Origin of the sequence: Paenibacillus sp. tmac-D7, assembly GCF_006519665.1 — a bacterium.
Lineage (GTDB): Bacteria > Bacillota > Bacilli > Paenibacillales > NBRC-103111 > Paenibacillus_G > Paenibacillus_G validus.
The window spans coordinates 138,664-160,894 of sequence record NZ_VIDW01000004.1 but is presented as its reverse complement, the minus strand read 5'-3'; the positions used below and the strand labels follow the sequence as shown (position 1 = coordinate 160,894).

Here is a 22,231-nt window from a genome sequence, read left to right as displayed (position 1 = left end):
AAGAAGAAAGAGCTGACATGGATCAGGTAAGCAGGAAACCGAACCCGGATACTTGCACTGTCGGCAGCCAGTTTCGCACTATCATAATCGAATATCCAATGTCGCAATGGCTCTGTATATGCAACGGAATTCAAGAACGGGTTAAGTCCAATAAGGAGAATGTTCTTATCGTCATTTCCCCAGTAGTTGTTTAAGCCTATGACAAGGCTAATGATCGAGAGCCAAAAGGCAAACTTTTTCAACAGAAACAACAAAATCACGCCCTAACCTTTTCTAAAGTAAAAAAGAAGGGCTCAGGACGCTTGTCCCGGACACCCTTCTCCGGCAGGCTGAGCTTACAGCTCCGCTACAATTTTGCCTCTGACATGTCTTTGCGATAAGCGGATCAGCGCCTCCGGCACATCCTTCAGCGAGATGACTTCCGTTACCATCGGCTCCACCTTCTTAGCTGTCATCAGCTCCATGAATTCGGCCGCCATTTGGCCAAGCTCTTGCTCGGCTCGGACATCTCCGGATACATGTGCTCCACCCAGCATCATTTTGTGAACCGTGAACGTTTGGTGGGACGGCTGGAAGTCGGCAACCGTTTCCGGAGCGCCGGCGATGCAAGCCAGTTGTCCTCCGAATGACAGCATGGATAAATCCTCCTGGGCCGTACTTCGATTGATCGAATTGAGGATACAATCCACGCCAAGGCCGTTAGTCGCCTCCATGACCCTTTCGCGTACGTTCTCATGGTTGTAATCGATCGCCAAGTGCGCTCCGAGGCTCTTCACATAATCAAAGTTGGCAGGGGAAGTCGTGGTGATGATGGTGGAAGCGCCGAACGTCCGCGCCAATTGAATCGCATAGCCGCCGACACCCCCGGCTCCGGCGTGCACCAGGATGGATTGGCCCGCCTGGAGACGCATTTTTCTTTGCAGTGCTTGATAAGCCGTCAATCCCGCACAAGGAAAAGCTGCGGCTTCCACGAACGTTATGCCCTCAGGAATGGAAGCAGCCGTGTGCGCTTTGGTGACGCTGTACTCCGCATAGCCTCCCGGCTTAACGAAGCTGCCGTGATACACCACGCGGTCTCCGGGCGACCACTGCGTGACGCCTTCACCGACGGTATCGACGACCCCGGCCACATCCACGCCGAGCACGAAAGGGTAGACCCAGTCGGGATGCCCGTTCAGTGAAACTTTATAATCAATGGGATTCAAGCTTGCTGCGCGAACCTGCACCCGAATTTCTCCCGGACCCGGTTCCGGCACCGGTAATTCCGATACGGTTAGTGTATCCGGTTTACCGGGGGCTTTCAGTAGTAAGGCTTTCATTCGAACCTCTCCTCGTCATGAGTCGTCCCTATCATGATACCAAATGTATTTCAGCATGCAAATGCCGGAGACACAAACAAAAAGAGCAGCGCTAAAGGCTGCTCATCCGTTCTTCCTTATACTTCTTCAAGCCGTTGTAGGCCGTTTCCAATTGACTGCGAACATAAGTTTCCGGAGCTGATTCGGTTAGCATACCGCCGAGCCTGACTAAGCTATCAATAATGCCAAACAACTGAGGATCGGTTCGGTAGCAATCGAAAGACAAATCCTGCATCTCTTCGAACCTTTCTTTAAAACCTTCATAAGTTTTCAGTGGGGGCATTGCTAATCAATTCCCTTCTTATGAGGATTAAGATGAAGTATAAATTTGAGATATGCTTCTTTTATTGTAGCGCTTTCATAACGATTAATCAATACATCGTCGTGGATTTTTATGGAAACGGATGAAATTATGAATATCGCATATATTGATTTTTTAAGTTACTCCTATATAATAGCTCGTAGGAAAGTCAATAGGGTTTACGAACTAATAATGTAACGTAACTAACAACTTGGGGGATGCAATGCAATGAAATATGTACTATCTTTTCTCGCTTTGGTCGTACTCGGCGTATGGGGTGTTGTCGCGTTTATTATCGTCACCGACTCCAAGAAAGCGCCTGCCGTGCAAACCGCAAGTCAGTCCGTCCCGACTCCGAAACAAGAACCCGTGATAGCGAACGCTCCACAAACCGAGGCGCCCAATAAGGAGAATACACAAGCTGCGCCGCAGCAGCAATCGGCCCCGCCGGCTGCCGCCGTCAAGCCGGCGTATATATACGCAATCGACGACGCGAAGATCAAAGAGGCGATTGCGCTGGGGAAGAGCTGTTTGCTGGAATGCGGCAAGCCCTTTATGCTTCCTGTGACCTATTCGCCGCCCAAGAAGAGCGAATACGAAAGCCCGCTTGTATACGAGGCCAACATTGAACCGCCGTACGAGATGGTAGCGTCAGCCTCAGGCTTATCCTACTATAAGGAAGACAAGCTCATCGATGCAGCGACGGCGAAAAAGTACATCGATTACAATAAGCTCGGTTTTCATGTTAATTTTTATAAAGGATTCGCCAAAGGGTTTGCCGTCGTGTTGGTACAAGGAAACAAAGTGATTGAGCCGACCGACGTATCGGTCGATGAGTATTACAGCCGGTACAAACTGGCGAACTTTCCTGTCAGCGAGATTGATTTCACCAAGCCGGCTGTGCTGAAGGTGTTCGATAAGAGCAACACCAGTTATTATGTCGAGTTTGCCGTTGATTTTAACAAATACGTCAGGTAACATCCGGCAAAGCGACAGCTTCTTGCCGCGGACTTGAGCTGCTTCCCAAGCCCCTTCTGTTGTCAATAGCCCCGTTTAGGGCTGCTGACGCAGACAGGGGCATTTTTTTGTCTAAGGAATGCCGGCAGCCTTGGAGCCATCAAGTTTTTTTGCTCGCATCATATACCTGCGTTTTCGAATTGTAAAATTTGCAAAGTAAGGATTGACAAAAATAATTAAACGAAATATCATTGAATTAAATCGAAACAAAACGAAACTAAAAACATATGATTACGAAACATATTTTCATTGTTCAAGTGAGCGACTTCATAGGGGATGATTTGATGATTACAACCATTACTTTAAATGCCGCTATAGACAAAGTTCATTATATCGAACGTTTCCGGATAAACAGCGTGAACCGCGTTGCGGAAATTGCCGCCGAGCCTGGAGGGAAAGGCAATAACGTGGCCAAGGTTGCGCGTTTATTGGGTTCCGATGTAACCGCTTCCGGTTTCCTCGGCGGAGACACGGGGCGATTCGTCGATCAGCAATTGCGCGCCAGAGGAATTGCAAGCGATCCCGTCTGGGTAACCGGTCAAACCCGGGAAGCATTCAACATCATCGATCAAAGTTTGGGAACCCAAACCGAGATTTTAGAGCCCGGCCCTGAGATTAGCGCGGTTGAATGGCAAGAGATGAAGGTCAAAGTGAAGGATTTGGCGGCCAAGAGCAGCGTGATCAGTTTTTCGGGCAGTTTGCCGAGAGGTCTTCAGATTCACGCTTATGCGGAGCTTATCCAGGCTGCGAAGGAGGCGGGGGCGCTCACGATTCTCGATTCCAGCGGAGAGAGCTTACGTGCAGCAATTGAAAGCGCTCCCTTCCTTCTTAAACCTAATCGGGACGAATTGGCCCAATTGACCGGTCAACGCGCGGACAGTGCCGAAAGCGTAATCCATATGGCCAGAACCCTGATCGCCCAAGGCATCTCATGGGTAGTCGTTTCCCTGGACAAAGACGGATCGCTCGTCGTATCGGAGAATCAGGCATGGCAGGTTCTGCCGCCCGTTATTGATGCGGTGAATACGGTAGGCTGCGGGGACGCTTTGGTGGGGGGGACAGCCAACTTTCTCGATCTTCTCGGGGATAAGCCTGCAGCGTCCAGCATGATCGAAGCCGTTGCATGGGGAACCGCCGCCGCCGCTTCCAACGCCTTATATCCGATTGCCGGGCACGTGCATGCAGCCGGCATGCAGGAGATGCTGCGGCAGGTAACGGTCAAGCCTTTGTAGATTGGCGCGTTTCTTATTTTAATCTTGTGGGAGGTGATGATAAAAACATACGCGGTGCTGGACCAAACGTTTGGAATCGTCCTAATAACTTTCTAAAAGGGGAAGATGAAAAAATGAGCAAAACATGGAAAAGCAAATCAGCCTTTGCTTTATCAGGAATGATGGTCATGTCCGGACTGCTTGCCGCTTGTTCCGCCGGCGGTCAGAGTGAAGGCGGCGGTGCTGCCAAAGAGGGGGAAGCGAAGCAGGCGGTGACGATTACCGCTGCCATGCAGCAGCATACGGCCGTAGATGCGATTAAAGCCATGCTGCCCGATTTCGAGAAGCAAACCGGTATTAAGGTCAAATTTGATATTTTGCCGCAAGAAGAACTGCATTCCAAGACGGAGCTGGCGCTTGCTTCCAATTCCGATCAATATGACGTCGTTATGATGGATATGATGTTCACTACGCAATATGCCAAGGCCGGCTGGGTAGCACCCCTGGATGACATGATCGCCAAAAACGAAGCCACCGTGCAATCGAAGGATTTCCTTGAAGGATTTCTTAATGCTTTCAAAACGGACAACAAAACGTACGGACTGCCTTTCTACGGCGAGAGCACGATGCTGATGTACAACAAAGAAATGTTCGAGAAGGCCGGAATTACGAAGCCTCCGGGAACGATTGACGAGCTTGTCACAACGGCGAAAGCATTAACGAAAGACGGCAAATACGGGATCGCGCTGCGCGGAATGCGCGGAGAAGGCATGAACATTTATGTTTGGGCCGGATTCTATAACGCGTTCGGCGGCAAATGGCTGGTAGACGGCAAACCGGTCGTCAATAGCCCCGAAGCGATTAAGGCAACCGAGGTTTATGCGGAGCTGCTGAAAAATTCTGCCCCTCCGGGCGCCTCCAACTTCAGTTGGGACCAAGTGCAGCTGGCGGTTCAGCAGGGCACCGTGGCTATGGCGATCGATGCCACAAACTTCGCATCCAGGCTGGAAAGCCCTGAAAACTCGAAGGTTGTAGGCAAGATCGGATATGCTCCTGTTCCGAGCGGTCCGGCCGGCAGCTCTCCGAGCGTCTATACGGCGGGTCTTGTGATCCCGAAAGGCTCCAAGCATCAAGAGGCCGCCTTCCAATTTATGTCCTGGGCGACCAGCAAGGAGATTCAGCTCAAAACGGCAATTGACGGCATGCGCGGCGACGCCACCCGGAAATCCGTGTGGGAAGACCAGAGCTTCCGCAACAAGTACAATTACCCGGGCTGGATTGACGTAACGGTGCAAAGCATGGATAAAGCAAATCCCGATTATCGTCCGAGAATCAAGGAATGGAAAAGAATGGGCGACCGTCTGGGCATCGCGGTAAGCGAAGTGCTGGTCAACCGGAATGCCAAAGAGGCGCTCGACGCAGCGCAGAAGGATATCGAACAATACTTTAAATAATGAAGGATTCGGGTGGGCGGTTCCGATAAGGTGCCGCCCGGTATGATGGAGGTTCGATCCGCATAATGTTATCCAAAAAAAGACTGAAGTTGTTATTTTCGCTGGAGACGGATTCCGCCCCTAAACTGCTGGTGGCCCCCATTTTTATATTTTTGCTGGCTGTAACGGTTTTTCCGACCGTCTATGCTTTATTTACAAGCACGCAGCATTACTTCTTATCGGAGCCCTATAATAAGCATTTTACAGGAGTAGGCAACTATTGGTTCATGCTTAACGATTCCCGCTTTTGGGGGTCGTTGTCTACCACGTTCACCTTCATGCTCTCTTCGATCTTCATTGAAATGATTCTGGGGGCCGCGCTTGCACTCCTCATGTCGAGAAAGTTTTTCGGCAGCGGTCTCGCCAAGACGCTGTTCTTGCTTCCGACGATCACGACTCCCGTCGTTGTCGGGTTAATCTGGGTGATGATGTTTGACCCTCAATTCGGGATCATTAATTATACGTTAGGGCAGCTCGGATTCGCACCGCAGGCATGGCTGGCGGGCGAGAAGACGGCGATCTGGGCGGTTATTGCCGTAGATGTTTGGGAATGGACGCCGTTCGTGGCGCTTGTCGTCCTTGCGGGGCTTCAATCGCTTCCGGATGAGCCCTATGAAGCGGCGACGGTGGATGGCGCTTCCAGCGTTCAGAAGTTCGTGCATTTGACGCTGCCGCTTATTCAACCTTATCTGGTCATAGCCTTCGTCTTCCGGTTTATGGATTTGTTCCGGTGGTTCGATACGATCTACGTGATGACGAAGGGCGGACCTGGAACCGCAACGGAGACGTTGAATATGTTCGGGTATTTGACCGGCTTCAATTTCATGAATGTAGGTTATGCCGCATCCTTGGGTTTAACGATGCTGTTCATCATTACGACGATCTCGAAATTTGTCATTAATTTAGCTAGAAAGGGGTGATCATTCGTGCCTAGAAAGGTTCAAGACGTTATTTTTAACATCCTGCTATGGGCGATGATTGCCGCATTTGTGTTCCCGATCCTGTGGCTGGTGATGACGTCTTTAAAAACGCGGGTGGACGCGTTCAGCTTGCCGCCCAAGTTCATATTCACACCTACGTATACCAACTACTCCAAGGTGCTGGAAGACGGTTCTTTCTTACATTATTACTTCAACAGCGTCAAAGTCGGTTTCCTGAGCACGTTGTTCAGTTTGCTGATCGGTATTCCGGCTGCCTATGCGCTGGTGCGTTTCCCGATGCGCAAGAAAGAGGACTTCGCGTTCTGGGTGCTTTCTACCCGAATGGCGCCGCCGATTATGGTCATACTGCCTTTTTACCTGGTGTTCAAGCAATTCAATTTGCTGGATACGACCTTGGGACTCGTCCTTATTTATATGACGTTCAGCCTTTCGTTCATCTTATGGATGATGCGCAGTTATTTCGAAAGCATCTCGGTTGACCTGGAGGACGCGGCAAGAATTGACGGGGTATCCCGGTTAATGGCTTTTATTAAAGTCACTATACCGTTGTCCGCTCCGGGGATTGCCGCGGCAAGTATATTTTCATTCATCATGTCCTGGAATGAGTTCTTGTACTCGTTAATCCTTACGGGTGACAAGACCAAGACGGCGACGGTCGCGATTACCAGCTTTATCACCTTTGAGGGAATCCGATGGGGTGAGGTGGCAGCTGCAGGAACGATGGTTATTCTTCCGGTAATCATATTCGGCATCTGCATTCAAAAATATTTGGTGCAAGGAATGACCATGGGAGGCGTCAAATGAGCACAGAAACGTTTGCAGCCCTGCTGCTTCATCAACCGGGAGTCATGGAATATCGGCATGTCGAGCGCCCGCATATTGGAGACCGGGAGGTGCTGGTGAAAGTTTACGCTTGCGGGATTTGCGGCACGGACCGGCATATTTACCACGGCACCTACCCGGCATCCTTTCCCGTTACCATCGGGCATGAATTCGCAGGGGTCGTGGAGCAAATCGGCAAAGACATTCGTCACACGGCGGTCGGAGACTTTGTTTCGGTCAATCCGAACCGGTGGTGCGGCAACTGCGTTTCTTGTTTGGAAGGGGTGCCGCATTTATGCAGCGGCATGACGGCGCTGGGCGTTGATGTGAACGGAGGACTTTCCGTGTACTGCGCGGTTCCCGAGGAGCTGATTTACAAGATGAAGCCGGGGACTGACCCGCTTAAGGCTTGTTTAGCCGAACCGGTTTCGTGCGTACTTCACGGACTTGACCGGCTGCAAGTCAAGGCGGGCTATCGCGGGGCTGTTTTCGGCGGCGGCTTTATCGGTCAGTTGATGCTGCAGGCGATGCGGCTGCAGGGAGCCAGCGAGGTTACGCTCGTCGAGCCGCAGGCGATTAAACGGAATGTGGCGGAGAAGCTTGGCTTCCGAACGATAGACCCCGTAAACGAGAAGCACAAAATCAAGGAATTAATCGATCTGGACGTGACGGTCGATTGCGCCGGCGCCGGCGATGTCCTCATGCAATGCATGAAAGCAACGAAACGCGGCGGGGACATCCTGTTATTCGCAGCGTATCCGGAGAATAAAGCCGTTGCGATCGAGCCGTTCGAGGTGTTCCGTAAAGAGCTGCGGATCATCGGTTCCTTTACGTATCCGGACACGCAAGTTCGGGCGATCCGCATGATCGAATCCGGGCAATTCGAACTTGATCCGATTATATCCGAGCTCTCCCTGGAGGATGTGACCGGGCTATTGGAAGGGAAACGGGATCAAGCCGTGATCAAAGGCGTCGTCAGACTGCCATAAGAGGTGAGTTCATGGAGCACGTATATACAATCGGAGAGCTGCTCGTCGAGATCATGCGAACGGAGACGAATGTTCCGCTTTCGGAGCCAGCGATGTTCGCAGGCCCTTATCCGAGCGGCGCGCCGGCTATATTTATCGACGCCGTTGCCAAATTGGGCTTAAGCTGTGGAATCATTGGAGCGGTCGGGCAGGATGCGTTCGGACGCTGCCTCACGGATCGGCTGATGAAGGATGGAATTCAGTGTGCGCACGTGTACCGGAGCGATGCCAAGACGACTGGGATGGCGTTTGTCACTTATTCCGACGACGGCTCGCGGGACTTTCTGTTCCATATGAACGATTCAGCGGCCGTGGAGATCCCTTGGCCCATAGACCTCCAATTTATGCAGGGGACGAAGGCGCTGCACCTCAGCGGCACCAGCCTGACCATCAACGATTCGATCAGGGAACTTTGCTATGAAGCGGTCCGTGTAGTCAAGCGCGGCGGAGGGATCGTGACGTTTGATCCGAATCTTAGACCCGAGCTTGCCTTGGATCGCAAATGGATCGGTTGGTACGGCCCTGTCTTGCAGCATACCGACATTTTGCTTCCAAGCGGCGATGAAGTGGAACGGCTTACCGGCTGTCCGAATGTCGAAGAGGGGACGCAGCGGTTGTTCGAGCAAGGAATTAGCCTTGTTGTGCGGAAGATGGGCGAGCATGGATGCGAGTTGTATCAGAATGGCGTGAGATCGGAAGCTGTTCCTGGTTTTAGCGTCCATTGCGTGGACCCTACCGGAGCGGGAGATTGCTTTAATGCAGGTGTGGTCTATGGCTATCTTCAAGGCTGGACCTGGAAAGAGACGCTGCGATTTGCCAACGCGGTAGGCGCTTTGTCTACGACGGCGCTCGGCCCCATGGAGGGCACGCGCGATCTGGAAACGATACTGGAGTTTATGAACAGGACTTAGCGGATAGAGATGAAAGGTAGGAGTTAACCATGACATTAGTTTCATCGACGCCTTTATTAACGGAGGCAAGAAAACAAGGATACGGCATTGTCGCCTTTAATGTGCATACGCTCGAAATGCTTCAAGCTGTCGTTGAGGCGGCGGAGGAGTCCCGTTCGCCGTTAATTTTGCAAACCACGGTTGGCACCGTTAAACATCTGGGCATCGACTATATCGTCGGCGCAGCCCAGGCGGCGGCGAAGCAGGCCAGCGTACCTATCGCGCTGCACTTGGATCACTGCCAAGACTTTGAATTAATCCTGAAGTGTATCCGTTCCGGTTATACTTCCGTTATGATAGATCAATCCATGCATCCGTTCGAAAGAAATGTGGAGATGACCAAAAAGGTCGTTGAGGTTGCCCGCGCGCTCGGCGTTAACGTAGAAGCGGAGCTCGGCAAAGTCGGCGGCGTTGAAGATGATATACAGGTGTCGGAGGATATGGCAACGTTGGCGGATCCTGAGGAGTGCCGGCGATTCGTCGAATTGACGGGAGTCACCACGTTAGCTCCCGCGATCGGCACCGCTCATGGCATTTACAAAGGGGAGCCGAACATCGACTTCAAGCGAATCGGAGAGATTGCCGAACGAGTTTCGGTGCCGCTTGTGCTTCACGGCGGTTCCGGCATTCCGGAAGCGCAGGTCAAACGCTGCGTATCGCTCGGCATGGCGAAGATGAATGTGGCGACAGAGCTGAAAAACGCGTTTACGCTGTCCTTACAAAAATTTTTCTCCGAGCATCCGGACGATCTTGATCCGCGTTCCTATATGTCTGTTGCCAAAAAGACAGTGAAGCAGATGGCTCTTGAGAAGATGAAGCTGTGCGGTTGCACGAATCGGGCTTAGGCAGCCGGCGGTCGTTTGAAAGGTGGCGTCAATCATGACGAATCAATATTTGGTCGGAATCGATATCGGGACTTCCGGCTGTAAGGTGGCCCTGTTTGCGGCGGACGGCACCGTATTGTTCCAGGGAACAAAGTCTTATACAACCTACTATCCCCATGCGGGGCACGCCGAGCAAAATCCGGAGGACTGGTGGAGCGCGGTATGCGATAACTTGCGCGACATGCTGAAGCAAACAGGCATCGATCCCCGGCAGATCAAGGGTGTCGGGGTTGACGGTCAAAGCGGCGCGGCCGTTCCGATGGACGAGCACGGCAGGCCGCTGCGCAACGCGCTCATTTGGCTCGACCGCAGAACCGTGAAGCAATGCGAGCATTTAATTCAAACCATCGGGCAGGAACGGCTCTTCGCGGTTTCGGGGAACCCGATGTCTCCATCGTATGTGACCGGCAAATTGGTCTGGATGCGCGAGCAGGAGCCGGATCTTTATAAGCAGACCCGCAAAGTGCTGCAGTGCAACAGCTACATCGTTTACAAGCTGTCGGGGGAATACACCCAGGACGTCTCGCAAGGCAACGGCTTACATGCGTTTAATATCGAAACCGCATCGTGGGACTATGAACTCGCCGAGCGGATGGGCATAGCACCCGAACTGCTTCCCGACATCTACGGCTGCAGTGATATTGTCGGGGCGGTGACCCCGTTCGCGTCCGCCGAGACCGGTCTTGCCGCCGGAACGCCTGTTGTCGCCGGCGGGCTGGACGCCGCCTGTGCAACCTTGGGAGCCGGAGCGGTCTATGCCGGGGAAGTGCAGGAGCAGGGGGGCCAGGCCGGGGGCATGAGTATTGTCATGGACCGTCCGGTTAAGAACGAGAAGCTGATATTAAGCTGTCACGTTGTTAAAGACAGGTGGATTCTGCAGGGGGGAACGGTCGGAGGCGGCAGCTTGAACTGGATGAAGCGGGAATTCGGGGGAACCGAGTCCGATTTTTTCCGGTATGCCAACGAAGCAGCTTCCCGGATCAGACCGGGAAGCGAAGGGCTTGTTTTCCTGCCGTATATGGCCGGGGAGCGTTCGCCGATTTGGGACCCTGACGCGAAGGGCGTCTTTATCGGCTTGTCTTTCGACAAGACCAAAGGGCATATGATTCGAGCGATTATGGAAGGGTGCGCGTTGTCCCTGCAGCATAATATAAAGACGGCCGAGCAAAGCGGCGTACCCGTGCATACGCTGCATAGTGTCGGCGGGGCCGCGAACAGTGAGCTGTGGACGCAAATTAAAGCGGATATTACAGGCAAAGCGTTCCGTATTCCTTCTTCGGATTCCGCCGCCACGTTAGGCGCAGCCATCTTGGCAGGTGTCGGAACGGGAGTGTATCGGGATTGTGAGGATGCGGTGAGCAAGACGGTCCGCATCCAGCGCGAGCAAACGCCCAACCCAACAAACCAAGAGGTTTACCGGCAGGTGTACGACGTATACCTGGAGACCTATATCAAACTTAGAGATGTATTTCCGAAGATGGGATGGTGAGGAGCATGAAAGCTGCCGTGCTTTATGCGAAGAACGATATACGAATAGAGGAAATGGATACGCCTTCGTTACAACGGCATGAAATATTGATTAAGGTTAAAGCGACGGGAATTTGCGGTTCCGATTTGCCCCGCGTAATGGGAGATGCCGCTCATCACTATCCCATAGTGCTCGGTCATGAGTTTTCCGGCGTTGTGGAGAGCATCGGAAGCGAAGTGACCCGCGTGAAGGCGGGCGACCGGGTCGTGGGAGTTCCGCTCAAGCCTTGTTACGAATGTCATGATTGCCTTAGCGGCAACTTCGCCCAATGCAAGCATTATTCCTTCGTAGGTTCCCGGGTTAACGGGAGCTGGGCTGAATATGTGGTCATTCCGGAAGCAAACGCGATTACGTTCGACGAGAGCATAAGCTTCGAGGAAGCCGCCTTTGTTGAACCGTCGGCCGTAGCTCTGCACGCGCTAAGGTTAATTCAATATCAAGGCGGGGAGCATGTCGCCATTCTGGGCGGGGGGAATATCGGATTGCTGACGCTCCAATGGGCCAGAGTGTTGGGCGCCAAAGATATTACCGTTTTTGATATCGATGACGAGAGACTGGCTACCGCCAAAAGGCTTGGCGCCGATTATACGATTAATTCGGCCAAAGCAGGGTTCGAAGAGGGATGGAAGCAGATCACGGGCAATCATGGATTTGGCGTTGTCATGGAGACGGCAGGGTCCGACGTTACGATGAGATTAAGCTTCGAGATCGCCGCCAATAAAGCGAAGGTTTGCTTTATCGGGACGCCCGTGCGGGATTTGACCTTCTCGCATAAGCAGTTTGAATTGTTGAATCGCAAAGAATTTACGTTAACGGGCTCCTGGATGTCCTACAGCTCTCCGTTCCCTGGGGATGAATGGGAATTAACGCTGCATTTCCTGAAACGTGGATTGTTGAACTTTAAAGATATGGTGTTTAAACAGTACCCGCTGGAGGACATCGGCAAAGCTTTCGAATTATATCGCGATCCGAGTACCGTGAAAGGTAAAATTTTGCTGTTGAACGCGTAAAATAAGGGGATGAAGGTTGTAGACAAGCCGCTTTCTCAGGAATTCTGAATTGCCAACTCGGACAAAATTATCTATACTACTACTATAATAACGAAACGAAACAATTCAGAACAAAACGAAACACTGAGAGGGAACTTATATGGAAGAGGATCATGCGAATCGAAGAATGAGAAGCATTGAGAGACATCAATTCATTATGGATTATTTGAAAATTCATAAGAGCGTGGACGTATCCTTCCTAAGCTCCGAATTGGACGTTTCGGAAGTTACCATTCGTAAAGATTTGGAGAAGCTGGAACGCGATAAATTGCTGCTGCGCAGTCATGGCGGGGCGATATTAAACGAGAATCTGTTTATCGAGCCTTCTTTTATAGAGAAGGAGGATCAATTTACGGATGAGAAGCAGGCTATCGCCTCAGAGGCCGCAAAGTTAATCGAAAACGGGATGACGATTGCCCTGTCGACAGGGACAACCGTCAGTCATATGACGAAAAAAATCAAGGATCGCACCGGACTTACCATCGTGACCAATGCTATCAATGTGGCTATAGATTTAATGGGATCGAATGAAAATCATTTGTTCTTAACCGGAGGCAACATTCGTCCGAATACGTTCGCCTTAATTGGAGAGGCGGCCGAGAAAGCGCTGGACGGCGTGTATTGCGAGTATGCGTTCATTGGAATTAACGGGTTTAGCCTCGAGCAAGGCTTGACCACTCCAAGTATGGAGGAAGCAAGAGTCGTCCGGAAAATTATTGAGAACGCGAAACATGTTGTGGTGCTCGCGGACCACAGCAAGTTCAATAAGGTAGCTTTTTACCGGATTGTTAACGTCGATCAGGTTCATACGGTCATTACGGACCGTAAAGTGCCGCCCGAAGAAATCGATAAGCTTCGCGCGAGAGGCGTACACGTGATTACCGCTTAACCAAACAACAGTCGGGCAGGAATAAACTCCTCCCCGACTATTTCACGTTTATAGGCTTTCGGCCATTCCATAATTCAACAGAGGGGTCCGTCAGGGAGCTGCCAGAAGTTGTTCGGTCCGCTCGTCTGCAGCTTCCGATGTCGGGATTCGCTTCCGACCCGCGTAGTCGAACACGTTCGTAAGCGTACGGTAGATGTTCTCTACCTGTTTATTTGCGAATGCGGCGTCGCTGCCGTTCAATTCGCAAGAGGTGACAATAATGCCCCCGGCATTGATGATATAGTCGGGCGCATAAAGGATGCCGAGCTTATGAAGCTGATGACCGTGCCGCTTCTCGGCCAATTGGTTATTGGCGGCTCCGGCTACAATCCGGCATCGAAGCCGGGGCAGGGTGAGATCGTTAATGATCCCGCCTAGAGCGCAAGGCGAGAAGACATCGCAGGCGGCTTCAACGATTTCATCCGGGCGCAGCGCATGTGCGCCGAAATCTTTGACAGCCTGATTCCTTCGGCTAGGATTCACATCCGATACGACTAGTTTGGCGCCTGAACGTTTCAAATACCGGCAAAGCTGATAGCCTACCTTCCCTAACCCCTGAACAGCAACCGTTCTATGGATGAACGTCTCCGTACCGAATACGCGTTTGAGCGAAGCCCGGATACCCAGGTAAACGCCATAGGCCGTCATAGCAGCTGTTAAATCGCCGGTAGCCCCAAGCGAACCGGTAGTATCCGTCACATAGGTTGTTTCTAATCGGATCCAGTCCATATCCGCAACGCTTGTTCCCAAGTCCATGCCCGTTATATAGCGTCCCTGCAAGCTTTCAATATAACGGCCGAGGGCGCGAAATAACAGCTCGTGCTTCCGTTGATCGGGAGGGCCAAGGATAACCGCTTTACCTCCGCCGTATGGAAGACCGGAAATCGCTGATTTATAGGTCATGCCTTTTGCTAAACGGAGCGCATCCCGGACGGCATCTTCTTCGGAGGCATAATGCCACATCCGGCATCCGCCAAGCGCAGCCCCGAGCTTCGTATTATGAATGGCGATAATGGCTTTCAAACCGCTTGGCTGATCCTGCAGGAAAATCAGTTGCTCGAAATGTTCCTTCCATACCTCCATGCTGAGTCCTCCTCTATAGAACAGACCGGATGATTCTGCCTCTTGCTATTAAAGTATTCATTTAGGGTTAAAGGGGGTACATGAGCAGTTCCGAACATGAGCGCGATGGGAAGCGAAAAAAACGCAAAAAAAAAATCCGAAAGAATTCTTCCGGATTTTTGGGGCGTGAATGGGGTGACCTCTACTTTTTCACGGTTAGCGTTAAGGCTGACTGACGGGCGTACGCAATTTGTTCAGCGTTTCGCGGATGAACGCCGGTTCGTCGGCAGGTGTTCGCGACGTGACGTAGTTGCCGTCAACGGCGACCTCTTGATCGACGTAGTTGGCGCCTGCATTAATCAGATCATCCTTCAATGGAGGGTAGCACGTCAATGTTTTGCCTTTAGCAAGACCGGCGCTGATCAGAATTTGCGGCCCATGGCAAATGGCCGATATCGGTTTGCCCTGACTGTCCATGTCTTTGACGAATTGCTGGATCTGCTTGTTGAGACGCAGGTTTTCCGGCGACGACCCGCCAGGAATGACGACCGCGTCGAACTGGTCAGCCTTCACTTCATCGATGGACGCATCAGCCGTATACGTGATCGTCTTGTTCTTGCCTGTCAGCTGTTCGCCCTTTTTCAACCCGATAATGACGGTTTCATGCCCGTCCGCTTTGATCGCATCGTACGGTTTCTGCATTTCGGAATCTTCAAAATCGTTGGCTAACAGGAAAGCGACTTTCTTCATCTCGTTAACACTCCTTTTTGAAAATGGTGATTTGGTGCCCATACTGTACAATACCCTTTTTTGGATTTCCATATACAAAAAAGATAGCCAAAGGCGCATTCGCCGCACAGCGGGCCAGCACCCGTTCGCGCAAAATCCGGGTAAGAAAAGGATAAATGTTGTCGATGTGGAATTATACAAGGGATGGAAGAAATGATCGATCCAAGCTTCCTACATTACATGAAGAACGGGGGGACTCCGTATTGGACTGCCGGGTAGGCTGCGCAGCTTGCTGCATTGTCGTTTCCATTTCTTCTCCCATTCCCGGAATGCCGCACGGGAAGCCGGCGGGAGTCCGCTGTTCGCAGCTTTCCGATGAGAATACTTGCAACCTCTTTGGGAAGCCGGAGCGTCCGGCCGTTTGCAGCAGCTTGAAGGCGTCGGTAGAAATGTGCGGGCGGTCGAATGAGGAAGCTTTTGCCCTTTTATCGGATTTGGAACAAGCGACAAGGCCTTGATGAAATCGAAGATACAGGTTAGAGCATGTACACCCAATCAGAAGGAGGTTGCCCGCGAATGAAACTTCGCTGTGCGATACTTGATGACTACCAGCAGGTAGCACGGACGATGGCCGACTGGTCCTCGCTCCTAGATCGAATTGAGGTTCAATCCTTTCATCGGCATTTTGAGGGGGAGGATGAAACGGCGGCAGCGCTCGCCGATTATGATATCGTTGTGATCATGCGCGAACGCACGCCTTTTCGGGCTTCGTTACTCGCACGTCTGCCGCGGTTGAAGCTGCTCGTTACGACAGGCATGCGCAATGCGGCAATCGATCTTGCAGCCGCTGCTTCGCACGGTGTGGTCGTTTGCGGCACAGCGGGCAAAACGGAGCCCGCCGTTGAGCTTACCTGGGCTTTAATATTGGGGCTGGCCCGACAGATTGTGCCCGAACATAACGCGCTCCGATCGAATGGCCCTTGGCAAAGCTCGATCGGGACTGACCTCTACGGCAAACGACTCGGCCTGCTGGGACTCGGTAAGATCGGCAGTCGGGTGGCGCGCATCGGGTTGGCCTTCGGCATGGATGTGATGGCCTGGAGCCAGCATTTAACCCAAGAGCGGACCGATGAGGTCGGCGTGCGGCTGGCAGCCTCCAAGGAAGAACTGCTGGAAAGCAGTGATTTTGTCTCCATCCATCTTGTGCTCAGCGAACGGACGAGAGGCTTGCTTGGACCCTCAGAGCTCAGGCGGATGCGCCCATCCGCCTATCTGATCAATACTTCCCGAGCTCCGATCGTGGATCAAACCGCCCTCGCGGAAGCTCTTCTTAACGGCTGGATCGCCGGTGCAGGCTTGGACGTATTCGACATCGAGCCTTTGCCGAAGGACGACGTATTCCGGTCCTTGCCCCATGTTCTGACCACACCGCATCTCGGATACGTGTCACAAGCGAATTACCATACGTATTATCGGGACGCGGTGGAAGACATCCAAGCTTATTTGTCCGGATCGCCAATCCGGCAGCTGACCTCATCATGATTTCATAAAGAGAACCCCACAGCAGCAAGTAGTGGGGTTCTTGTTCTCTTGAATTTGATGAAGCTGCCGATAACGGAAGCCGGTTACGCATTAAAGATGGCCGTGCATCCCGTAAGGGTTCGCGCTGATGTACCGGCGCCATTCTTCGTCCTGGGCCGGAGCTTCTTTAAGATGTACATCGGGCCCTTCCGTAATTTCTTGAGAAAACTCAACATTCGAGGAACCGTCGTAATAATTGGGAAAATCATTCTCCGATTTCGACATGCGCTCATCTCCTTGGCTTGTATTCCTATCAAACCTATTATTTACGGAAGCCGCGACTGTAATTCATTGGCATTGTTTAATTTCACATTACTATAATAATGCTGATAAGGCAATATTATCCATTGAAATAGATAAAAAGAGAGGCCCGCTAAGCAGCGGGCCTCTGTATCTTTTTCACATGCATGTTGTGGATTAGAAACGTTTTGCAGCTTCTTTTGCTTGCGCGATAGCCTTCTCTTTAATCGATTGGGCTTGATCCGGCATAGCGGCCATGCCTTCAACAAAGATTCCTTCAAAGGATGGAACACCATGAAATTGCATAATTTTGCTCAGGTAGCTGTGGCCGCTTTCGAAACTTGCAGCCGGTCCTTCGGAGTAGACACCGCCGCTAGCTTGAATATGGATCGCTTTTTTGTCCGTAAGCAAGCCGACCGGCCCGTTCTCGGTATATTTAAACGTTTTGCCTGAAACACAAATTGCATCAATGTAGGCTTTCAAAATAGGAGGGAACGAAAAATTCCACATTGGAGAAACATAAACATATTTATCAGCGGCCACGTATTGACCGACAATTTCATTTAGTCTTGCGACTTTGGCTTTCTCCGCATCGGACAGTTGGTCGAACGAAGAGCCCGATTGAAGTTTTCCCCATCCGCTAAATACGTCAGCGTCGATATGTGGAATGTCCGTTTTGTATAAATCCAGGTGAATAATTTCATCTGTCGGATTTGCTTCACGGTAGGCCTCGATAAATTCTTTTCCCACAGCCATGCTGAATGAAGCTTGATGGTCATGAGGATGTGCAGTGATGTACAGTACAGTTGCCATAATCTGAAAACGTCCTTTCCATAATTGTGATGTGAGATGTGTACGTTTTTATTATAACTAATTTTATGTAAGTTGCAAATTAATAATTATTCGCTAACCGATAAAATTAACAAATAAGTATAGATTTGCTCACTACACCCTGAGTATTGTTCGCGGAACAAATTGTTCTTATATTAGGGCGGCGCTCGTCGCTCACGGAGTGAATCAGGACTCCGGCGTGTAGAGTATCCGGCGGGATGACATAGACAAAAAAGTGACCCGCAGCAGCGGGCTGCGGGTCTTCAAGATATATTGAAAAAGGGGGTCAAGGAATAGTATAGGCTGCTTTCATTAAGAACAGATGTTAACCAGATTTCAATTGTGTTACAAATATTGGAAAAGTTTAGGCAGTCAAGCTCGCCTCCATAAAAAGACCTGACCATCGGTCAGGTTGTATTCAGCATTGCCAATTATGTATTACACGGACAACGGTTCTTCGACGGAACCATGAAGAAGCTGCTTCAATTGCAAATAGAGCTGGTCGGGGGATTCGGCGCAAATAATGCCTGACTTGCCGACCTTGGCTACGCACTGCTTGGAGCACAGCTTGCAGCAGCCGAGGCAGTCTTTCTTCTTGTGCTCGAATTCGGGAAACTCGTCTTTCATTGTTTTGTAAACCGATTTGGAGCCGTTCTTAATGTTCTTGCAGCAATACTTGATCTTCATCGGGTCGCCTCCCCGGATATCCGTTTACTTGCGGTAATGATAATCATTCTCGATCATTATATAGGCAATCCAAGCCGTATGTCAACACCTTAGCATGAAAGAAAAGCTTCATCATCGGAGGAAAGCTTGGTGCCGGCAATCCCTGAAATCCCGACCAAAGTCCAGGCATAACCTGAACATAGGTTGGTAGGAAGCGACTCCCGATTCTCCTATAATAAACGTAACTGATATGGAAGAAGGAAGGATCGCACATGTTACATGCTGGCTCTGCTCCCGCCCCGTCTATGGGATGGAAACCGTCTTTTTTGTTGAAAATGCAATATTTCGTGGTCACGACATTACCGCTCGGCATTCTCGGGTTCGTGTTTGCCGTTACCTTCGGTCTTGTCGGCGTCGCGCTGACGCCGCTTGGGATCGGCATTCCAATTCTTTACGTGGCGCTTATCGGAAGCCGGGCGCTTCTGTCTTTGGACGCGCAGGCGTTGCAGGGAGGCTCGGGTCTCCGGGGCGAAGCTGCAGTTGAAGCTGCGGATACGGCTGCCAAGCCCGGCATGCGCCAAGTGCTGCTCTCGGTGGAATCGTATTTGCCGCTGCTGTATTGGCTGCTGAAGCTGCCTCTGAGCATCATTCAATTTACGTTGGCCGTGGCATTCCCGGTATCCGGTTTTGTTCTCTTGTTCGCACCGCTCGTTTACTGGGCGGCGCTGCAGGGTTACGGCTACGAACTGTTTAACAACGACATCGTGATGGATGTGCTGCTTCCGATGGCGTCGCCGGCGCAGCGATCGTATGCCGTCGCCGGGCTCGGGCTGATCTGGTTTCTCGTCGGGTTCTACGTGGTCAATCGGATGTTCAGCGCTTCCGTACGGTTTGTATCCGTGTTCCGGCGCTAGGTACTGTCCGGTAACCGAGTTGAAGACGCAAGGGCAGCATGACATGACTCCGGGCCTAGCGTCAAAAGTGCTATTTCGTAAAAGTGTGAATTCTTAAACATTATTCACCCCCGAAAACAGGTAAGATGTGGAATAGATCCCGCAGCGGCGCATAGGCGCATAGAGGTAGAGAGGAGATTTATTCCATGTCTGATGTGCTTCGACGAAAGAGAGGGCGGTTGTTAACCAGCTTGCTGGCGTTTGCGCTCATGCTTGCCATCGTTCCGCCTTCTCGGGACGGCCGGTGTCGCAAAGCCGGAAGCGAGCAGGACGCATCCGCATGAGAGTACCATGGGGCAAAGCAAATCATGTCGATTTATGGCTGGGTTCATGTTATACTAGGCCTGTTGGGTGATTTCAACACGACAAGGGCAAATCTGATGAAAGTCAGAGACGCAAAGCTATAGGGACTAAAGTGATAAACGATGTCAGCCAGCTGCCGAAAGTATGAGGAATATGTCGTAACACCTCCCTTTTGGCGAACAGGGGGAGTTTTTTTATCCCTCTGTGAAGCGTTCGGAATGATCTCATTACGGAGGTAGAAGGATGAATCCGGTGAAAACAATGGGCTTGGAGGAATGGCTTGGAGAAACGACGGCCAGCCGTTTGATGGAAGAGCTGGAGAAGGCGTCCAAGGAAGAGCTGCATGATCTGCGTCACGCGTTTGAAGCATTGATGCGCTATATGGAGTCGGTGCAGCCGATGCACGCGGTGGAAGCGTAACCCGCCCGATTTCTGAAGATATGGAAGCGCGTTGTCAAAAAAGCTTTCCCAGCAGAAAAAGAGTCCTGTGGAGCAATGGCTCCAAAGGACTCTTTGGCGTTATTATGAAAGGTCGAGATTGACGATAGCCCGGCCGCGAAGCCGACCGCTGCGAATCGCCGCAAGCGTATCGGCCAGATTGCCCAGGCCGATCTCCCGCGCACCGGTCTCCAGGTACGATACAGGTTTCCAGTCGGCTGCGAGCCTGGACCACACTTCCCGTCTCGTCAGCGTATCGCAGTATACCGAATCGATGCCGAGCAGCTTCACACCGCGCAGAATGAACGGATATACAGTCGTTGCGAAATCCGCCCCTCCGGTCAGACCGCTGACCGCAGCAGAACCGCCGTAACGAAGCGTGCTTAAAATAAACGGCAGCGACGCGCCGCCGACCGGATCGACCGCCCCCGCCCAGCGTTCCTTACGCAGCGGTTTGCCGTCCGGCGGGATTAATGCGTCTCTCTCGATGACTTCCGCAGCGCCCAGGCCCAGCAAATACTCGCTTTCGGCAAGCTTGCCCGTACTGGCCGTCACACGGTAACCGAGCTTGGACAGAAGCGAAACCGCTACGCTCCCGACGCCGCCGGTCGCACCGGTGACGAGTACCGGGCCTTGCTCCGGCCGGAGGCCGTTGCGCTCCATCTGGAGCACCGACAGGGCCGCCGTAAAGCCGGCGGTGCCGAGCGACATCGCTTCCCGGGCCGTCAGCCCATCGGGAAGCGGAACGACCCAACCGGCAGGAACGCGCGCCAGTTGGCTGAAACCGCCCGGGTGGGAGACGCCGAGCTCGTAGCCGGTGACAAGCACTTCATCGCCCACGGCAAAAGAAGGGTCGTCCGAATGAACGACCTCTCCGGCTAAATCGATACCCGGTACGAACGGGTACGACTTGACGATCGGACTGACGGGTTGCGCCGCCATCGCGTCTTTATAATTGATGCTGGAATATCGTACCCGTATGGTGACTTCTCCGTCCGGCAGGCGATCATGCCCGAGCGTTTGGATGGAGCCGGCGGCTTGATCGCCCTGTTTCTCTAGCACGAATGCTTGGAACTTATCCATTGGATCGCATCTCCCTATGTTCATGTTACTTTCTATGTTAGCATTATTTACCGATAATTTAAATGTAAAAATAGACGCTTTCCGGCAAGATCCGGAGAACATGAGGACGTCGATTTCATATTTCCATACTTGTATTTTTCCGGCAGGATGGTATAATTCAATGTACAAAAGGTATCGCCCGCATCAGGTGAACTTTGCGAAATTCAAGGCCGCAAAGCTACAGCCACTACCGTCTTTACCAAGTCAGCCAACTGCCGAAGGACAGAGGAATACGTGATTTGAGGCTCCTTTGATGCATGCTGGGGGTCTTTTTAATATGCCGTGCTGCCGTGAAAATATTGTATAACCGCACATCTTCGGGACAACTAGGCGTGACGCTTTTCCATACTACCCAATCGAAGAGGAGGCTGTTCCGGCGTGAAGAAAATTATGATCGTCGACGATTCGCTCTTTATGCGCATGTTATTGAAAAACGTCATTCATGAGCTTGGCTATGAACAAGTCGTTGAAGCAAGCAATGGAGTGGAAGCGCTGTCATTATACCCGGAAGAGATGCCCGACGTCGTCACGATGGACATAACCATGCCGGAGATGGACGGCATTACAGCACTGGAGAAAATCAAGGATTTGAATCCGGATGCGAAGGTTATCATGGTGTCGGCGATGGGCCAGCAAGCGCTACTCATTCGCGCCGTCAGTATGGGAGCGAGCGACTTTATCGTCAAGCCGTTCAGTAAGGATCGCGTCCGCGAAGCACTGAAGAAGGCGTTCGCCGGATAACGCACGCGAATCCTTGAGGAAGCAGCGGCTTGTTTGGTACAATGGACTGTGATAC

Annotated in this window: 25 protein-coding genes and 1 riboswitch; of the genes, 17 read left to right on the top strand and 8 right to left on the bottom strand. The window is 51.8% G+C overall.

The window, feature by feature from the left end:
* Positions 1-335 precede the first annotated feature (335 nt).
* On the bottom strand, positions 336-1,319 hold the full coding sequence (locus tag FKP33_RS04720) for a zinc-binding dehydrogenase (RefSeq protein WP_141334033.1): 984 nt from the start codon (positions 1,317-1,319) through the stop codon (positions 336-338).
* A gap of 91 nt (positions 1,320-1,410) precedes the next feature.
* Entirely contained in the window at positions 1,411-1,641 is a 231-nt protein-coding gene (locus FKP33_RS04715; protein ID WP_054799049.1) for a hypothetical protein, read from the bottom strand.
* 246 nt (positions 1,642-1,887) lie between these two features.
* Between FKP33_RS04715 and FKP33_RS04710 the strand changes: the two genes are divergently transcribed.
* From FKP33_RS04710 to FKP33_RS04660, 11 genes are all read left to right on the top strand, one after another.
* The gene (locus tag FKP33_RS04710) at positions 1,888-2,637 is read left to right on the top strand and encodes a hypothetical protein (protein ID WP_127605661.1); all 750 of its coding nucleotides are present in this window, start codon (positions 1,888-1,890) and stop codon (positions 2,635-2,637) included.
* Between the two features lie 323 nt (positions 2,638-2,960).
* Complete coding sequence (locus FKP33_RS04705) at positions 2,961-3,908, top strand: 1-phosphofructokinase family hexose kinase (protein WP_054795300.1); 948 nt, start codon at positions 2,961-2,963, stop codon at positions 3,906-3,908.
* Between the two features lie 113 nt (positions 3,909-4,021).
* Positions 4,022-5,341: an ABC transporter substrate-binding protein gene (locus tag FKP33_RS04700; RefSeq protein ID WP_127605657.1), complete on the top strand. Its 1,320-nt coding sequence runs from the start codon at positions 4,022-4,024 to the stop codon at positions 5,339-5,341.
* A 65-nt stretch (positions 5,342-5,406) separates the two neighbouring features.
* Positions 5,407-6,300 (top strand): carbohydrate ABC transporter permease, encoded by an 894-nt coding sequence (locus FKP33_RS04695; protein WP_155614238.1) that lies wholly within the window; start codon positions 5,407-5,409, stop codon positions 6,298-6,300.
* 6 nt (positions 6,301-6,306) lie between these two features.
* Positions 6,307-7,125, top strand: coding sequence for a carbohydrate ABC transporter permease (locus FKP33_RS04690; protein ID WP_054795283.1), 819 nt, complete (start codon positions 6,307-6,309; stop codon positions 7,123-7,125).
* A complete protein-coding gene (locus FKP33_RS04685) occupies positions 7,122-8,132 on the top strand; it encodes an alcohol dehydrogenase catalytic domain-containing protein (protein WP_127605654.1) in 1,011 nt (336 codons plus the stop codon). The genes FKP33_RS04690 and FKP33_RS04685 overlap by 4 nt, the downstream gene beginning before the upstream one ends.
* 11 nt (positions 8,133-8,143) lie before the next feature.
* Complete coding sequence (locus FKP33_RS04680) at positions 8,144-9,082, top strand: sugar kinase (protein WP_054795281.1); 939 nt, start codon at positions 8,144-8,146, stop codon at positions 9,080-9,082.
* A gap of 29 nt (positions 9,083-9,111) precedes the next feature.
* Positions 9,112-9,966: a class II fructose-bisphosphate aldolase gene (locus FKP33_RS04675; RefSeq protein ID WP_141334032.1), complete on the top strand. Its 855-nt coding sequence runs from the start codon at positions 9,112-9,114 to the stop codon at positions 9,964-9,966.
* Between the two features lie 34 nt (positions 9,967-10,000).
* On the top strand, positions 10,001-11,494 hold the full coding sequence (xylB, locus tag FKP33_RS04670; protein WP_141334031.1) for a xylulokinase: 1,494 nt from the start codon (positions 10,001-10,003) through the stop codon (positions 11,492-11,494).
* 5 nt (positions 11,495-11,499) lie between these two features.
* Positions 11,500-12,543 (top strand): galactitol-1-phosphate 5-dehydrogenase, encoded by a 1,044-nt coding sequence (locus FKP33_RS04665; protein WP_054799092.1) that lies wholly within the window; start codon positions 11,500-11,502, stop codon positions 12,541-12,543.
* A gap of 139 nt (positions 12,544-12,682) precedes the next feature.
* Positions 12,683-13,471: a DeoR/GlpR family DNA-binding transcription regulator gene (locus FKP33_RS04660; RefSeq protein ID WP_127605648.1), complete on the top strand. Its 789-nt coding sequence runs from the start codon at positions 12,683-12,685 to the stop codon at positions 13,469-13,471.
* 90 nt (positions 13,472-13,561) lie between these two features.
* Here FKP33_RS04660 and FKP33_RS04655 read toward each other — a convergent pair whose 3' ends face one another.
* On the bottom strand, positions 13,562-14,593 hold the full coding sequence (locus FKP33_RS04655) for a Leu/Phe/Val dehydrogenase (RefSeq protein WP_054795278.1): 1,032 nt from the start codon (positions 14,591-14,593) through the stop codon (positions 13,562-13,564).
* Positions 14,594-14,794: 201 nt separating this feature from the next.
* Positions 14,795-15,322 (bottom strand): type 1 glutamine amidotransferase domain-containing protein, encoded by a 528-nt coding sequence (locus FKP33_RS04650; protein WP_054795277.1) that lies wholly within the window; start codon positions 15,320-15,322, stop codon positions 14,795-14,797.
* Positions 15,323-15,564: 242 nt separating this feature from the next.
* Here FKP33_RS04650 and FKP33_RS27590 point away from each other — a divergent pair, with 242 nt between their 5' ends.
* Both FKP33_RS27590 and FKP33_RS04640 read left to right on the top strand, forming a co-directional pair.
* Positions 15,565-15,819, top strand: coding sequence for a YkgJ family cysteine cluster protein (locus FKP33_RS27590; protein ID WP_127605646.1), 255 nt, complete (start codon positions 15,565-15,567; stop codon positions 15,817-15,819).
* Positions 15,820-15,877: 58 nt separating this feature from the next.
* Positions 15,878-16,843 carry a D-2-hydroxyacid dehydrogenase family protein gene (locus FKP33_RS04640; protein ID WP_127605644.1) on the top strand — a complete coding sequence of 322 codons (966 nt, stop codon included), beginning with the start codon at positions 15,878-15,880 and terminating at the stop codon, positions 16,841-16,843.
* A gap of 90 nt (positions 16,844-16,933) precedes the next feature.
* Here FKP33_RS04640 and FKP33_RS26985 read toward each other — a convergent pair whose 3' ends face one another.
* From FKP33_RS26985 to FKP33_RS04630, 3 genes are all read right to left on the bottom strand, one after another.
* Positions 16,934-17,107 carry a hypothetical protein gene (locus tag FKP33_RS26985; protein WP_155614241.1) on the bottom strand — a complete coding sequence of 58 codons (174 nt, stop codon included), beginning with the start codon at positions 17,105-17,107 and terminating at the stop codon, positions 16,934-16,936.
* Positions 17,108-17,299: 192 nt separating this feature from the next.
* On the bottom strand, positions 17,300-17,935 hold the full coding sequence (locus FKP33_RS04635; protein WP_127605643.1) for an FMN-dependent NADH-azoreductase: 636 nt from the start codon (positions 17,933-17,935) through the stop codon (positions 17,300-17,302).
* Positions 17,936-18,391: 456 nt separating this feature from the next.
* Positions 18,392-18,640, bottom strand: coding sequence for a DUF1450 domain-containing protein (locus FKP33_RS04630; RefSeq protein ID WP_054795275.1), 249 nt, complete (start codon positions 18,638-18,640; stop codon positions 18,392-18,394).
* A 251-nt stretch (positions 18,641-18,891) separates the two neighbouring features.
* Here FKP33_RS04630 and FKP33_RS04625 point away from each other — a divergent pair, with 251 nt between their 5' ends.
* The 3 genes from FKP33_RS04625 (at position 18,892) to FKP33_RS26975 (ending at position 20,295) form a co-directional block, all read left to right on the top strand.
* On the top strand, positions 18,892-19,533 hold the full coding sequence (locus FKP33_RS04625; protein WP_127605641.1) for a sensor domain-containing protein: 642 nt from the start codon (positions 18,892-18,894) through the stop codon (positions 19,531-19,533).
* 185 nt (positions 19,534-19,718) lie between these two features.
* Positions 19,719-19,856, top strand: a complete 138-nt coding sequence (locus FKP33_RS26980; protein WP_155614243.1) for a hypothetical protein — start codon at positions 19,719-19,721, stop codon at positions 19,854-19,856.
* A 76-nt stretch (positions 19,857-19,932) separates the two neighbouring features.
* A riboswitch (cyclic di-GMP riboswitch) is annotated at positions 19,933-20,016 on the top strand.
* A gap of 102 nt (positions 20,017-20,118) precedes the next feature.
* Positions 20,119-20,295: a hypothetical protein gene (locus FKP33_RS26975; RefSeq protein WP_155614244.1), complete on the top strand. Its 177-nt coding sequence runs from the start codon at positions 20,119-20,121 to the stop codon at positions 20,293-20,295.
* 102 nt (positions 20,296-20,397) lie between these two features.
* Here FKP33_RS26975 and FKP33_RS04620 read toward each other — a convergent pair whose 3' ends face one another.
* Positions 20,398-21,396 (bottom strand): acrylyl-CoA reductase family protein, encoded by a 999-nt coding sequence (locus FKP33_RS04620; RefSeq protein ID WP_054799051.1) that lies wholly within the window; start codon positions 21,394-21,396, stop codon positions 20,398-20,400.
* A 429-nt stretch (positions 21,397-21,825) separates the two neighbouring features.
* Between FKP33_RS04620 and FKP33_RS04615 the strand changes: the two genes are divergently transcribed.
* Positions 21,826-22,176, top strand: coding sequence for a response regulator (locus FKP33_RS04615; protein WP_155614282.1), 351 nt, complete (start codon positions 21,826-21,828; stop codon positions 22,174-22,176).
* The last annotated feature ends 55 nt before the right edge of the window (positions 22,177-22,231 follow it).